10 protein-coding genes are annotated in these 13,855 nt (G+C 65.6%); 2 read left to right on the plus strand and 8 right to left on the minus strand.

Annotated elements, in window-relative coordinates; all coding sequences use genetic code 11:
* Window positions 1-212: 212 nt before the first annotated feature.
* The 7 genes from AC3WL8_RS14230 to AC3WL8_RS14260 all read right to left on the minus strand — a co-directional run bounded on the left by AC3WL8_RS14230 (window position 213) and on the right by AC3WL8_RS14260 (window position 10,588).
* A complete protein-coding gene (locus tag AC3WL8_RS14230; RefSeq protein ID WP_013956650.1) occupies window positions 213-1,676 on the minus strand; it encodes an AdeC/AdeK/OprM family multidrug efflux complex outer membrane factor in 1,464 nt (487 codons plus the stop codon).
* Complete coding sequence (locus tag AC3WL8_RS14235; protein WP_013956649.1) at window positions 1,673-4,834, minus strand: efflux RND transporter permease subunit; 3,162 nt, start codon at window positions 4,832-4,834, stop codon at window positions 1,673-1,675. Before AC3WL8_RS14235 ends, AC3WL8_RS14230 begins: the two co-directional genes overlap by 4 nt.
* A gap of 27 nt (window positions 4,835-4,861) precedes the next feature.
* Window positions 4,862-6,013 (minus strand): efflux RND transporter periplasmic adaptor subunit, encoded by a 1,152-nt coding sequence (locus tag AC3WL8_RS14240; protein WP_013956648.1) that lies wholly within the window; start codon window positions 6,011-6,013, stop codon window positions 4,862-4,864.
* A gap of 289 nt (window positions 6,014-6,302) precedes the next feature.
* The gene (locus AC3WL8_RS14245) at window positions 6,303-8,669 is read right to left on the minus strand and encodes a DNA polymerase II (RefSeq protein WP_492378364.1); all 2,367 of its coding nucleotides are present in this window, start codon (window positions 8,667-8,669) and stop codon (window positions 6,303-6,305) included.
* A gap of 92 nt (window positions 8,670-8,761) precedes the next feature.
* Complete coding sequence (locus AC3WL8_RS14250) at window positions 8,762-9,016, minus strand: hypothetical protein (RefSeq protein WP_013956646.1); 255 nt, start codon at window positions 9,014-9,016, stop codon at window positions 8,762-8,764.
* 81 nt (window positions 9,017-9,097) lie between these two features.
* The gene (locus tag AC3WL8_RS14255) at window positions 9,098-9,589 is read right to left on the minus strand and encodes a VOC family protein (protein ID WP_013956645.1); all 492 of its coding nucleotides are present in this window, start codon (window positions 9,587-9,589) and stop codon (window positions 9,098-9,100) included.
* A 120-nt stretch (window positions 9,590-9,709) separates the two neighbouring features.
* Window positions 9,710-10,588 carry a LysR substrate-binding domain-containing protein gene (locus tag AC3WL8_RS14260; protein WP_013956644.1) on the minus strand — a complete coding sequence of 293 codons (879 nt, stop codon included), beginning with the start codon at window positions 10,586-10,588 and terminating at the stop codon, window positions 9,710-9,712.
* 126 nt (window positions 10,589-10,714) lie between these two features.
* On the opposite strand from AC3WL8_RS14260, the gene argH reads away from it, so the two are divergent.
* The gene (gene argH / locus AC3WL8_RS14265) at window positions 10,715-12,214 is read left to right on the plus strand and encodes an argininosuccinate lyase (RefSeq protein ID WP_492378365.1); all 1,500 of its coding nucleotides are present in this window, start codon (window positions 10,715-10,717) and stop codon (window positions 12,212-12,214) included.
* A gap of 32 nt (window positions 12,215-12,246) precedes the next feature.
* Window positions 12,247-13,215 (plus strand): Bug family tripartite tricarboxylate transporter substrate binding protein, encoded by a 969-nt coding sequence (locus AC3WL8_RS14270; protein ID WP_153954794.1) that lies wholly within the window; start codon window positions 12,247-12,249, stop codon window positions 13,213-13,215.
* Window positions 13,216-13,236: 21 nt separating this feature from the next.
* Here AC3WL8_RS14270 and AC3WL8_RS14275 read toward each other — a convergent pair whose 3' ends face one another.
* Complete coding sequence (locus AC3WL8_RS14275; protein ID WP_013956641.1) at window positions 13,237-13,842, minus strand: glutathione S-transferase family protein; 606 nt, start codon at window positions 13,840-13,842, stop codon at window positions 13,237-13,239.
* Between the last annotated feature and the right edge of the window lie 13 nt (window positions 13,843-13,855).

Below are 13,855 nucleotides of genomic sequence, written 5' to 3' on the forward strand. Positions count from 1 at the left end.
AGGCCCCGTGCTGCCGATGGCATGGCCTATATTAGGTCGGGAAGTGCCGCAGCGCGAATGCGAACACGTGGTTGGCGCTATCGCGCAACACTTGCCCCGCTTCCCTGGGCGCCATCGCGGGTCCGGCACCAGGATTGGCTGTGCAACGCAGGCCACCGACCGTTCGTGCCGATGCTCGCGCGACGGCGCAGGCTGGCCGCCCGGCCAGCGCGTCAGCTTGGTCCGACGGCTGCCGCAGACGTATCGGCGCGCTTGCCGGTCGGCTCGTGCCAGCCGCCGCCCAGGGCCTTGTACAGGTTGACTTCGCTGGTCAGCTGCTCGAGCCGTGCCTGGATCAGCAGTTGCTGCGCGTTGTAAAGCGAGCGCTGCGCGTCCAGCACGGCAAGGTAGCTGTCGACACCGGTGCGGTAGCGCCGGTCGGCCAGACCATAGGCGTCCTGGGCGGCTTCCACGAAGCGGATCTGGGCCTGGAGCTGGCTGGTGTAGGTGCCGCGTGCCGCCAGCCCGTCGGCGACCTCGCGGAAGGCGGTCTGCACCGTACGCTCGTACTGGGCGACGTTGACGTCCTTCTGGATGGTGGCGAAGTCCAGGCTGGCCCGCAGGCTGCCGGCGGTAAACAGCGGCAGGTTGATCCGCGGCTGGAACAGCCACGTGCCGGAGCCTGCCGCGAACAGGCCCGAAAGCTGGCTGCTGGCGGTGCCCGCCGATGCGGTCAGGCTGATACTGGGGAAGAACGCCGCACGCGCGGCGCCGATGTCGGCGTTGGCGGAGCGCAGCCGGTGCTCGGCCGCGAGCACGTCGGGACGGTTCTGCAGCAGGTCTGAGGGCAGTCCGGCCGGCACATCGGCAAACAGCTTCTGCTCCAGCGGCAGGCCTTCCGGCAGGTCCGCGGGCGGGGACGTGCCGAGCAGCAGCACCAGGGCATTCTGGTCCTGGGCAACCAGCCGGGTATAGCGCGCAAGGCTCGCGCGGGCGGTTTCCACGGCGGTCTGCGCCTGGCGCAGGTCCAGCCGGGAAGCGATCCCTTCCTCGTAGCTGCGCCGGGTCAGGCCATAGCTGCGCTCGTAATTGGCCAGCGTTTCACGGGTGAGCTGCAGCAGGGCTTCATCGGCGCGCTGGGTCAGGTAGGCGCTGGCAACGCTCGCCACCAGCGAGATCTGGGCGCTGCGGCGCGCTTCGTCGCTGGCGAAATATTGCTCGAGCGCGGCTTCGCTGAGGCTGCGCAGGCGGCCGAACAGGTCGATCTCCCATGCCGTGGTGCCTATCGACACGCCGTACTGGCTGCCGATCGTCCGCTGTCCGGTGGGAGACAGGTCGGCGGGAATGCGCTGGCGCGTGCCCTGTGCGGCCGCGCCGACGGCGGGAAACAGGTCGGCGCGCTGGATGCGGTACTGTGCACCGAACGCCTCCACGTTGAGGGCGGCCACGCGCAGGTCACGGTTGTTCTGCAGCGCCAGTTCGATGAAACGGCGCAGGCGCGGATCAGCGAAGAAATCGTGCCAGCCCAGCTCGACCGCGGGCACCTGGCCGGCATCGGCTGCGGCATCGGCAGGCAGGTAGGCCGGGCCCTGCGGGTAGGCTGCCTCCACCGGCGAGTCCGGCCGCTCGAATTTGGGGATCAGGCTGCAGCCGGCCAGCATGGCCATGGCGGCAGCGCAGAGCAAGGTCTTCTTCATTCAAGCGCCTCTTCTTCCAGGGAGGCCACATGCGGCCCCGGCGGCTCCGGCCTGCGCTTGCGCCCGAACATGGAGGTGACGACGACGAAAAACAGCGGCACCCAGAAGATCGCCAGCACCGTGGCAGTGATCATGCCGCCGATCACGCCGGTGCCGATGGCGTGCTGGCTGCCGGCCCCGGCGCCGGTCGACACGGCCAGCGGAAACACGCCGAGCATGAAGGCCAGCGAGGTCATCACGATGGGGCGCAGGCGCATGCGGCACGCCTCCACGGTGGCCTCGACCAGGCCCCTGCCCTGTTCGTACTGGCTCCTGGCGAATTCCACGATCAGGATGGCGTTCTTGGCGGACAGGCCGATTGTGGTCAAGAGGCCCACCTGGAAGAACACGTCATTGGACAAGCCACGCCCCAGCGTGGCCAGCAGTGCGCCGATCACGCCGAGCGGCACCACCAGCATCACCGAGAACGGGATCGACCAGCTCTCGTACAGCGCGGCCAGGCACAGGAACACCACCAGCAGCGAGAGCGCATAGAGCGCCGGCGCCTGCGAGCCCGACAGCCGTTCCTCATAGGACAGGCCGGTCCAGGCATAGCCTACGCCCGGCGGCATCTGCTTCATGATCTCCTCGATCGCCGCCATGGCCTCGCCGGAGCTGCGCCCGGGCGCGGGCTCCCCCAGCAGTTCCACCGCCGCCACGCCGTTGTAGCGCTGGAGCTTGGGCGAGCCATAGGCCCACTTGCCGTCGGCAAAGGCGGAGAACGGCACCATCTCGCCCTTGTCGTTGCGCACGAACCACTTGTCGATATCGTCCGGATTCATCCGGGAATCCGGGCGGCCCTGCACGTAGACGCGCTTGACCCGGCCGCGGTCGATAAAGTCGTTGACGTAGCTGGAACCCCACGCGATCGACACCGTGCTGTTGATGTCTGCCAGCGAAACGCGAAGCGCGCGCGCTTTTTCATCGTCGATCACCAGCTGGTACTGCGGCTGGTCATTCAGGCCATTGGGACGCACGCGCTGCAGCACCGGGCTTTGCGAGGCCAGCGCGAGGAACTTGTCACGCGCGTTCATCAGCGCCACGTGACCAATGCCGGCCTGGTCCTGCAGGTAGAGGTCAAAGCCGATGGCATTGCCCAGTTCCTGCACCGCGGGCGGGGCGAACGCGAACGACATCGAATCGCGGAAGGTCATGAACTTGCGCTGCGCGCGCGCGGCCAGGTCAAACACGCTGGTGCTGTCCCCGCTGCGCTGCTCCCATGGCTTGAGCAGGATGAAGGCCAGGCCCGAGTTCTGGCCGCGACCGGCAAAGTTGAAGCCGTTGACGGTGAACAGGGAGCTCACCACGCCGCCCTCCTCCTTCAGCATGTACTCTCGCATCTGGTCGAGTACCTTCTGCGTGCGCTCGGCCGTGGCGCCGGCCGGCGTCTGCACCTGGGCGTACAGCACGCCCTGGTCTTCTTCCGGCAGGAACGATGTGGGGATGCGCGTGAACAGGAAGCCCATCACCACCAGGATGGCCACGTAAATCAGCAGGAAAGGCAGGCGGCGCTTCAGGATGCCCGACACGCTGCGCTCGTAGCTTTGGACGGTCGAGTTGAATTTGCGGTTGAACCAGCCGAAGAAGCCGCCCTTGTTCTCTCCATGGTCGCCCTTTTCGATGGGCTGGAGCATGGTCGCGCACAGGGCCGGCGTCAGTATCAGTGCGACCAGCACGGACAGCACCATGGACGAGACAATGGTGATGGAGAACTGCCGGTAGATCACGCCGGTCGAGCCACCGAAGAACGCCATCGGCAGGAACACCGCCGAGAGCACCATGGCAATGCCCACCAGCGCGCCCTGGATCTGGCCCATGGAGCGCCTTGCGGCCTCCCTGGGCGGCAGGCCGTCCTCCGCCATCACGCGTTCGACGTTCTCCACCACGACGATGGCGTCATCCACCAGCAGCCCGATGGCCAGCACCATGCCGAACATGGTCAGCGTGTTGATGGTGTAGCCGAACGCCGCCAGCACGCCGAAGGTGCCCAGCAGCACCACCGGCACGGCGATGGTGGGGATCAGCGTGGCGCGGACGTTCTGCAGGAACAGGTACATCACCAGGAACACCAGCACGATGGCTTCCATCAGCGTCTTCACCACTTCATGGATGGAGCCCGCGATCACCGGCGAGGTGTCATACGGGAACACCACCTTCATCCCGGGCGGGAAGAAAGGCTCCAGCCCGTCCAGCGTCTTGCGGATGGCGCGCACGGTCTCCAGCGCGTTGGCCCCCGCGGCCAGCCGCACGGCAATGCCCGAGGCGGCCTGGCCGTTGTATTGCGCGTTGATGTTGTAGTCCTGCCCACCCAGGCCCACCTCTGCCACGTCCTTCAGGCGCACCTGGGAGCCGTCGGGGTTGACCTTGAGCAGGATGTTGCCGAACTGCTCGCCGGTCTGCAGCCGGGTCTTGCCGATCACGCTGGCATTGAGTTGCTGGCCCCGCACCGCCGGCAGGCCGCCCAGCTGGCCGGAGGCCACCTGGACGTTCTGCGCCCTAATGGCAGTGCTCACATCCAGCGGCGTGAGCTGGTAGCTGTTGAGCCGGGCCGGGTCGATCCATACCCGCATCGCATACTGCGCGCCGAACACCTGGAAGTCGCCCACGCCGTAGGTGCGCGAAAGCGGGTCCTGGAGATTCGAGACGATGTAGTTCGACAGGTCTTCCCGCGTGACCTTGGGGTCAGTGGAAATCAGGCCCACGATGACCAGGAAGTTGCGCACCGACTTGGTCACGCGGATGCCTTGCTGCTGCACTTCCTGCGGCAGCAGGGGCTGCGCCAGTGCCAGCTTGTTCTGCACCTGCACCTGGGCAATATCCGGATTGGTGCCCTGCTCGAAGGTCACCGTGATCGTCATGCTGCCGTCGGCATTGCTTTCCGAGGAGATGTAGCGCAGGCGGTCCAGGCCGTTGAGCTGCTGCTCGATCACCTGCACCACGGTGTCCTGCACCGTCTCGGCCGAGGCGCCGGGGTAGTTGACCGAGATCGCGATGGTGGGCGGCGCGATGGCCGGATATTGGCTGATGGGCAGCGCGCGGATCGACAGCACGCCGGCCAGCATGATGACCAGGGCGATCACCCACGCGAAGATGGGCCGATCGATAAAGAAGTTGGACATGGCTACTCCCTTGCCCTGGCAGCGCGCTCAGGGCTTGGCCGCGGACGGGGCCGACGCGGCGGCCACCGGGGCGCCCGCGCCGCTCCCGGCCTGGGCGACGCGCACTTTCGCGCCTGGCCGCACGAACTGCAGGCCCTCAACGATGACGCGGTCGCCGGCTCCGAGGCCCTCGGAAACCAGCCACTTGTCGCCAACGGCGCGGTCGGTGCGGATCTGGCGCAGTTCCACCTCGTCCCTGGCATTGACCACCAGCGCCGTGGCCTGGCCCTTGAGGTCGCGCGTCACACCCTGCTGGGGCACGAGCAGGGCATTGGTCTTCACGCCTTCACGCAGGCGGGCATGGACGAACATGCCCGGCAACAGGTCATGGCGCGGGTTGGGAAACACCGCGCGCAGCGTCACCGAGCCGGTGCCCTGGTCCACGGCCACTTCGGAGAACTCCAGGCGGCCGGTTTCGGGATAGCGGGTACCGTCTTCCAGCACCAGGCTGACCTGGGCCGCGTTGGTGCCGGCACTTTGCAGCGCACCATTGGCCAGTTCGCGCCGCAGCCGCAGCAGGGAGGCAGAGGGCTGGGTCACGTCGACGTAGATCGGGTCGAGCTGCTGCACCACCGACAGCGCGGTAGCCTGGCCGTTGGTGACCAGCGCACCTTCCGTCACATTCGAGCGCCCGATGCGCCCGGAAATCGGCGACAGCACCCTGGTATAGCGCAGGTTGATCTCGGCACGGTCCACCGCCGCCTGCGCCTGCAGCCAAGCGGCCCTGGCCTCGTCGTACTGCTGCTTGCTGACGGCCTCGTCACCGACCAGGCGCCCGTACCGCTCTGCCAGCAGGCGGGTGGATTCCAGCGTCGCCCTGGCGCTCTTGTAGGTGGCCTCGTAGGTGGACGGGTCGATCTGGTAGAGCTGCTGCCCCTGCGTGACGTCGCTGCCCTCCTTGAACAGGCGGCGCAGGATGATGCCGTCCACCTGCGGCCTGACTTCGGCAATGCGGAACGCCGTGGTGCGCCCCGGCAGCTCGGTATCCAGCGTCAGCGGCTCGGTCTTGAGCGTGACCACGCTCACTTGCGGTGGCGGCGGGGCGGCGGCCTCTTTCTTGCTTCCGCATCCGGCAAGCATTGACATGGCGATGGCCAGCGTGACCGAAACCCAGGCGCTGCAGCCGCGTGATCGTTGCATTGCGATTTCCTGCGTAAGAATCAAGGCCGAGTCAAAACGTCACCGGCAAGTCGGTTGACCTGTGCCAGAGCGGAACAGCGGGATGAAGCAAGGGCCATGCCCGCCGTTGCGCCAGCGCCAATTGCAGAAGACGTAGCCGAGAAAGTCTATCCCGACTCGAAGAAATGGTTCGGCCGATTATCGGCTACCCATATTTCAAGAACTTACATCGCGATCCGGCGTGAGCCGCGCAACACGGGAAAGCGCAGGCACAAGGCGCTCCGCGATCACGGCACACCCGGCGCCCGGGCTATTGCGGAAACAGCGACATCTGCCCAGCCAGCAGCGTCTCGAAATCGTCGTCCAGGAACGGCAGGATCGCGTCGGCGATCGGCTGCAACTGCTTGTTGACGTAGTGGTCATAGTCGACCGGCGCCGACCGGGTCTCAAGCGGCTCCGGCCCTGAAACGGTCATCACATAACTGATCCAGCCGCCATGCTGATACTGGCGCGGACGTCCCTGGCGCTCGTTATAGGCATCGGCAATACGGGCGGCGCGGACGTGCGGCGGCACGTTGCGCTGGTAGTCATCGAGCTTGCGGCGCAGCCGCTTGCGATAGACCAGTTGCTCGTCGAGCTCGCCGGCCAGGGTGCGGCGCACGATGTCCCGCACATAATCCGCGTACGGCTCGCGGTTGAAGATCTTTTCGTATAGGGTCTGCTGGAAACGCTGGGCGAGCGGCGACCAGTCTGTACGGACCGTCTCAAGCCCCTTGAAGACCATCTCGACCTTCCCGTCGGGCCGTTCCACCTGGCCGGCATAGCGCTTCTTGCTGCCAAGGTCCGTGCCGCGGATGGTCGGCATCAGGAAACGCCGGAAGTGCGTTTCGAACTGGAGTTCCAGCGCGCTTTCCAGTCCATAGGTCTGCCCGAGGTGATCGCGCCACCAGTCGTTGACGTAGGCGACCAGGCTGCGGCCGATCTGGTTGGCATCGGCTTCCGTTCGCGCGCGGCGCAGCCAGACGAATGTGGAATCCGTGTCGCCATAGATCACCTCATAGCCGCGGGCCTCGATCAGCGCGCGGGTCTGTCGCATGATCTCGTGCCCGCGCATGGTGATCGACGACGCCAGCCGCGCATCGAAGAACCGGCAGCCGCTGGACCCGAGCACGCCGTAGAACGCGTTCATGATGATCTTGAGCGCCTGCGAGAGCGGCTTGTTCCGGTCACGCTTGGCGGCCTCGCGGCCTTGCCAGACCCTGGCGACGATCGCCGGCAGGCAGTGCTTCGTCCGGGAAAACCGCGCACCGCGGAAGCCAGGCACCGAATCGGCATCGTCCGGATGCGCCAGGCCTTCGACCAGGCCGATCGGGTCGATCAGGAAGGTGCGGATGATCGACGGGTAGAGGCTCTTGTAGTCCAGCACAAGCACCGATTCGTAGAGCCCCGGCCGCGAGTCCATGACGAAGCCGCCGGGGCTGGCCTCGGGCGCCTTCTCGCCGAGGTTGGGCGCGACATACCCCTGGCGGTGCATCAGCGGCATGTAGAGATGCGTGAAAGCGGCGACCGAGCCGCCGTTCCGGTCGGCCGGCAGGCCCGTGACCGTGGCGCGCTCCAGCAGGAACGGCAACAGCTCCGTGTTTTCGAAGATCCGCGTCACCAGCTCGCAATCGCGCAGGTTGTAGCGGGCCAGCGCCGGCTTGTCCTGCTCGAACATGCGGTCGATGGCGTCCATGCGGTCGTACGGGTTGTCGACCGCCTTGCCCTCGCCGAGCAGTGTCTGCGCCACCGACTCCAGGCTGAACGACGGGAAGCTCCACGTGGCGGAACGCAGCGCCTCGATGCCGTCGATGATCAACCGGCCCGGTGCGCTGGCGAAATAGTGCTGCTGGGCGTTGTGCTCGCGCCATTCCATCTCGGCACCGCCGCGGCCGAGGCGCAGCGGGATCTGGAACTTGCGCGCATGCTCTTGCAGCACGCGCAGGTCGAACTGGACCAGATTCCAGCCGATGATCGCGTCGGGATCGTGATCGGCCAGCCACTGGTTCAGCTGCTCCAGCAACTCGGGCCGTGTGGCGCAGTATGCGAGCGAGAAACCGACGTCGGCGGGCATCTGCGGCGCCGCGCCCAGCATGTAGACCTGGCGCTGACCGCAGCCTTCGAGCGCAATCGAATAGAGTTCGCCGAACGCGTTGGTCTCGATATCGAGCGAGACCAGGCGCAGCTTGGGCCGGTAGTCCACCGACGGCTTCATCTGGGCATTGCGCAGCGCGCCGCCGGCATCCGGCTCGCCGTCGAACCAGACCGGAGCGGTGATGAAACGCTCCATCAGGTAGCGCTCGGGCGGACGGATATCGGCTTCGTAGACATCCACGCCGGCGTCGCGCAATGAACGGCTGAGCTGGATCAGTTGCCGATGCTGGCGGCAGTACAGGCCCAGTACGGGCCGGCGCTGGAAATCCTGGAGCCTGAGCGGGCGCAGCTCGACATCGCGCTCGCGGCACAGCAGCGCCTCGGCACGCTCACGCTGCGACTCGGGGATAAACGCGACTGACGGCTGACAGGACAGGCGCAGGCGGCGCGGACCATCATCGGTCGCCAGCCAGAATTCGACTTCGGTGCCGGCCGGCGTATCGCGCCAGTGTCGGGTCAGGATGAAACCCTGCTGAAGTGCCACGTTAGGTACTTTGGGAAACGGCTACCGGTCAGGATTCTAGCGGATGGGGCCGGATGCGTGAGCCGCGTAAGCCACCCCGAGGCATCTTCGGCTCATGCAAAGCGGTCGTGCAGGATAGAGGCGGTCAATTCGCGCTTCTTCCAGTACATGTGGTGGATGCGCTGCTGCAATTTGCCCAGCACCATGGGGTCGAGGCTGCCATAGGTCAACAGCACGGCAGGCTGCGAGCCATCGCCTTCCTCGTGTTCGAGGTTGTCGAACGGGGGAAACCCATACTTTTCCAGGAAGGCCGCGATTTCCTCGTCCGAGGTGCCAGGTTCGATGTTGCCTAGCAGCAAACGACTCATGATGGTCTCTCCCGGTCGATGGAAAAGCGGCCCTGCCCCAGCCCTCATTGCGGTCTGGCACTGAGACCCGCTACCTCAATTCTAGGATGGGCTTCTGCCCTGCCGTGCCGCCTCGATCGTGGCGATATCGATCTTTTTCATCGTCATCATGGCGTCAAATGCGCGCTTGGCCGCCGCGCGGTCAGGGTCGGTGATCGCCGCGCTGAGCGCGCGCGGGGTGATCTGCCATGACAGTCCCCACCGGTCCTTGCACCAGCCGCATTCGCTTTCCTGGCCGCCATTGCCGACGATCGCATTCCACAAGCGGTCGGTTTCGGCCTGGTCGTCCGTCGCAATCTGAAAAGAGAAGGCTTCGTTGTGCTTGAAATGCGGGCCGCCGTTCAGCCCGAGGCAGGGAATGCCGGCGACGGTGAACTCGACCGTCAGGACATCGCCCTGCTTGCCGTCGGGATAGTCGCCCGGCGCGCGGTGGACGGCGCTGACAGCGCTGTCGGGAAATGTTTCAGCGTAGAAGTTTGCGGCATCAAGGGCGTCGTGGTCGTACCATAAGCAGATTGTGTTCTTGCTTTGCATTTTCGTGTCTCCTGGAAAGTCGAGCACCGGGAATCCGCGACCGGGACTCCAATGTCTCATATTCCGATGGCGGGCGCAGGCTGCGCAAAGGGTGGACTGAGGAGCCGCCAGCGGCCTCTGTCACATGGACTTGAAGGCGGCTCGCATGCAGGCGACAAAGTCATTGACGTGCGTGTCGCGTGGCGCCAGTTTCGCGCGCAGCATGTAGCTCCTGAACGGGATTTCCGGCTTGAACGGGATTGCCACGACGCCCGGGAACTTCATCGTCCGGCTGACGATGGGATTCACCAGGCTTACCCCCAGACCTTCGCTGACCATCCTGCAGATTGTCGCCGCGAAGGGGGTTTCAAGCGCCATGATCCGGGCCCCGTCGCTGAAGGCGGCATCGATTGCGCGCCTTGACATGCTGCCGCTGGGCAGGGAAATGAAGCGCTCGCCGGTCAGATCCTGCGGAACGAGCCGCTTCTTCCTCGCCAGCGGGTGTCGTGCCGGCACGACACAAACCGCGCTTTCGGTGTGTATGACGGACGCGACGACCCCCGGCTTATCGGCAATGTTGGAGACGAAGCCGATGTCGCAGTGCTGGGTGGCGATCCAGTTGGCGATGACGTGGGACTCACTGGTATCGAGAACAATGCGGACCAGGGGGTACTTTTCGCTGAACATCCGGACCGCCAGCGGGAGCACGCTCAGCGATATCGACGCGGCAGCCGCCACACGCAGCGTTCCGACGCCGGCGTCGCGGATGGCCCGCGCCGATTCGCCCAGGCTGTCCAGCCCTACGAAGGCGCGCTCCACTTCCTTGAACAGCGCCTCGGCCCCTTTGGTCGCCACGACACGTCCGGGCAGCCGGTCGAACAGCTCGAAGCCGAGCTCCGCCTCGAGCTTGCCGATGACCCGGCTCACGTTTGGCTGGGACGTGTGCAACTGCTGCGCGGCAACTGTCATGGAGCCGGTCAGCATGACGGCCCGGAAGGTCTCGATCTGTTTGAAGTTCATGCCCGCAATGGTACAGCCCTTCCTTCGTGTCCATATCAAAAATGCATGCCGACGGCAAAATCTGTCATTTGACCGGTATGCCATCGGCCTCCGATACTCAATTCACCACAGAACGTATCGGAAACCATGGAATCGAAAGTCAGCCGCCGGCTCAAGGAGCCGCTTGGAAAAGAAATCTGCGAGCACATTTACGGTCCGCGCCTTGCGCGTGACTTCTCCAGGCAATTCGCCTACCTCACCGAGGTGAACCAGGCACACCTGCTGATGCTGCACAAGACCGGCCTGGTGTCACCGGAGATCGCCAGGAAGCTGGCCAGCGGCCTGCAGCAGATGGAAAATGAAGGCCCCAGCGCGGTGACCCTCGATCCCGCCAAGGAAGACCCATATTTCAACTACGAAGCCAGGCTGATGACGGTGACCAGCCGGGACATCGGCGGGCGGCTGCACATGGCGCGCAGCAGGAACGATATTGCGGCCACCATTGACCGGATGCGCGCCCGCACCATCGTTATCGACACCATCGAGGCGCTGGGCAGGCTGCGCAAGGTGGCGCTGCAGCGCGCCAGCGAATTCGCCGATGCCGTCATGCCGGGATACACGCACCTGCAGCCTGCGCAGCCGATCACCTTCGGCTTCTACCTGAGCGCCGTGTCCGAGGCCCTGGGCCGGGACATGGACCGGCTCCATGCGGCATTGCCGAGGATCGACGCCATGCCGCTGGGTGCGGGAGCGCTGGCCGGCACGCGTTTCCCGATCGACAGGCAAGTCACGGCGGACGGGCTTGGCTTCGGCTCGCTGGTGCACAACACGCTGGATGCGGTGGCGTCGCGCGACTTCGCCTGGGAGGCGATGTCCGCCATGGCCATCATCGCGCTGACGTGGGGCCGGGTCGCGCAGGACTTCTACGTGTGGTCCACGCCCGAGTTCGGCCTCCTTGCATTTCCCGACCGGGTGGCAAGTACCTCGAGCATCATGCCGCAGAAGAAGAATCCCGCAGTGCTGGAGTACTTGCGTGGCAAGAGCGCCCATATCGTTGGCCTGTTGACGACGTCCCTGGTTACCGTCAAGGGAACGCACTTCACGCACACCGGTGACAGCAGCCGGGAGAGCATCCGCAGCTTCTGGGAATGCAGCGAGGAAACCGCGCGCTGCCTGTCCCTGTTCGAGCTGATCCTCGGCAGCGTGGAGCCGAGGCTGCCGAACATGCTGCAGCGCGTCAGCCTCGACTTTTCCGTGGCGACGGACCTGGCCGATGGGCTTGTGGCCGAGGCCGGACTGTCGTTCCGGGACGCTCACCACGTTGTGGGCGGACTGGTGCGCTTGGCACTCGATTCCGGACAATCCGCAGGCGAGCTGACCAGTGCCATGCTGGACCGTGCCGCGGTGGACGTGATCGGGCGGGCAATCGAATGGCCCGAGCACAAGCTGCGGCAGTACCTGGATCCCGTCGAGAGCGTCAACGCGCGCGGCAACGGCGGTCCGGCGCCTTCGGAGGTCACCCTCGCCATCCAGCGGCAACGCGGCCACGTTGACACCGTGCTGGCTTCGGTGAAGTCCACCCGAGCGCGCCTCGATGCAGCGCGCGATCGGATGAAGCGTGACATCGCCGCATTGGCAGCCGCCTGATTCACCAACCCGTCCTTCTATCGCCAAGAACCATGAAGCTCATCGCCAAGTTCCTGATTGCGGCGCTTACCGCTGCTTGCGTTGCCCCTGGCGCCTCCGCCGCGTACCCGGACAAGCCGATCCGCCTCATCGTCCCGTTCGCGGCGGGAGGCACCGTGAACCTCATTGGCCGTGTGCTGGCACAACGTCTCTCGGAGACCCTGGGCCAGCAGGTCATTGTGGAGAACAAGCCCGGCGCGGGCGGCACGCTGGGTGCGGACGTGGTCGCCAAGTCGCTGGCTGACGGCTATACGCTCCTGCTCGCGTCATCGAGCCACCAGTCCATCCACCCGCTCATCTACAAGAAGCTGCCCTACGACGCGAACAAGGACTTTGTCCAGGTGGCGCTGTTCGCGGCCGTGCCAAACGTGCTCGTGGTCTCGAACAAGGTACCGGCGAAGACTGTCAAGGAGTTCATCGCCTATTCCAAAGCAGGCGGCAAGACACTGTTCATGGGCTCCGCCGGCAACGGCAGCGTCAACCAGATGGTCGGCGAACTCTTCCAGCACAAGACCGGCACCAGTTTCGAGCATGTGCCGTTCAAGGGCGCGGGCCCTGCGACAGTCGACCTCCTGTCGGGGCAGATCGACCTGATGTTCGTGAACTTGCCTAACGTCTTGCCGCACATCCAGAGCGGGAAGATGCGCGCCCTCGCGGTCGCGAGCGCGCGACGGGCCGCTTCGCTGCCGGACGTGCCGACCATGGCGGAAGCTGGCGTCCCTGACTTCGTGGTCGACTCCTGGTCCGGCGTGCTGGCGCCCGCGGGAACGCCCAAGGCTGTGATCGACAAGCTCTCGCTCCAGATCAACAAGATCGCGAAGGAGAAGTCGACTGCCGACAGTCTCGCTGCCCAAGGGGCGGTCCCGCTGCCCGGCACCAGTGCCGACTATGCCAACCTGGTGCGCTTCGAGACCCAGCGCTGGCGCGAGGTGATCAGCAAGGCGAACATTGCGCTGGACTGAGGCCGCAGGACATGCCGCGTCTCACCGGGCCTGCGCCGCGCGCACGAACGCGTCGCGCGCAGTGATCCGCTTGACGTAGTCCTGGATGCACGGGCTCTCGCTGATGCGCGGCGCACCGAATCGCCCCGCCCATGCCAGCGAGGCACCGAGATAGACGTCCGCCGCGCTGAAGGTTGCGCCGAGCACGAAGGGGCCGGGAGTCAGGGCTTTCTCGATGGTGTCGATCACATCGTCATAGTCGCTCCAGCCGACCGCCTGCTTCGGCAGCGGCGCCTCTTTGCGCATCATCCGGTCAGTCAGCGCCGGTTCGAAGCAACTGCCGCAGAAGAACAGCCACCGCAGCACCGTGCCGCGCGCGGACGAGCCTGCGGGCGGCATCAACCCGGCCTGCGGAAAGGCATCTGCAAGCCAGGCGATGATCGCGCCGTTCTCGGTCAGGACCGTGCCGTCCTGCAAGACCAGCGTTGGAATCTTCCCCATCGGATTGATCGCCAGGAACTCCGGCGAGCGGCTCTCGCCCTTGGTGAAATCGATGTGCTGCAGCTTGTAGTCAGCCCCGACCTCCTCCAGCATCCAGCGCGCCACCGAGGCGCGGCTTTGGGGGTTGTAGTAGAGCGTCATGGTCATACCGTCCTCCTGC

It is taken from the genome of Cupriavidus sp. FW305-F7 (genome assembly GCF_058782875.1).

What these genes read in the sequence shown, in the direction of transcription:
- AC3WL8_RS14270 (WP_153954794.1), top strand. Translation starts at nt 12,247, where the DNA reads ATGAAGCTCATCGCCAAGTTCCTGATTGCGGCGCTTACCGCTGCTTGC.
- argH (WP_492378365.1), top strand. Translation starts at nt 10,715, where the DNA reads ATGGAATCGAAAGTCAGCCGCCGGCTCAAGGAGCCGCTTGGAAAAGAA.
- AC3WL8_RS14230 (WP_013956650.1), bottom strand. Translation starts at nt 1,676, where the DNA reads ATGAAGAAGACCTTGCTCTGCGCTGCCGCCATGGCCATGCTGGCCGGC.
- AC3WL8_RS14235 (WP_013956649.1), bottom strand. Translation starts at nt 4,834, where the DNA reads ATGTCCAACTTCTTTATCGATCGGCCCATCTTCGCGTGGGTGATCGCC.
- AC3WL8_RS14250 (WP_013956646.1), bottom strand. Translation starts at nt 9,016, where the DNA reads ATGAGTCGTTTGCTGCTAGGCAACATCGAACCTGGCACCTCGGACGAG.
- AC3WL8_RS14240 (WP_013956648.1), bottom strand. Translation starts at nt 6,013, where the DNA reads ATGCAACGATCACGCGGCTGCAGCGCCTGGGTTTCGGTCACGCTGGCC.
- AC3WL8_RS14255 (WP_013956645.1), bottom strand. Translation starts at nt 9,589, where the DNA reads ATGCAAAGCAAGAACACAATCTGCTTATGGTACGACCACGACGCCCTT.
- AC3WL8_RS14260 (WP_013956644.1), bottom strand. Translation starts at nt 10,588, where the DNA reads ATGAACTTCAAACAGATCGAGACCTTCCGGGCCGTCATGCTGACCGGC.
- AC3WL8_RS14275 (WP_013956641.1), bottom strand. Translation starts at nt 13,842, where the DNA reads ATGACCATGACGCTCTACTACAACCCCCAAAGCCGCGCCTCGGTGGCG.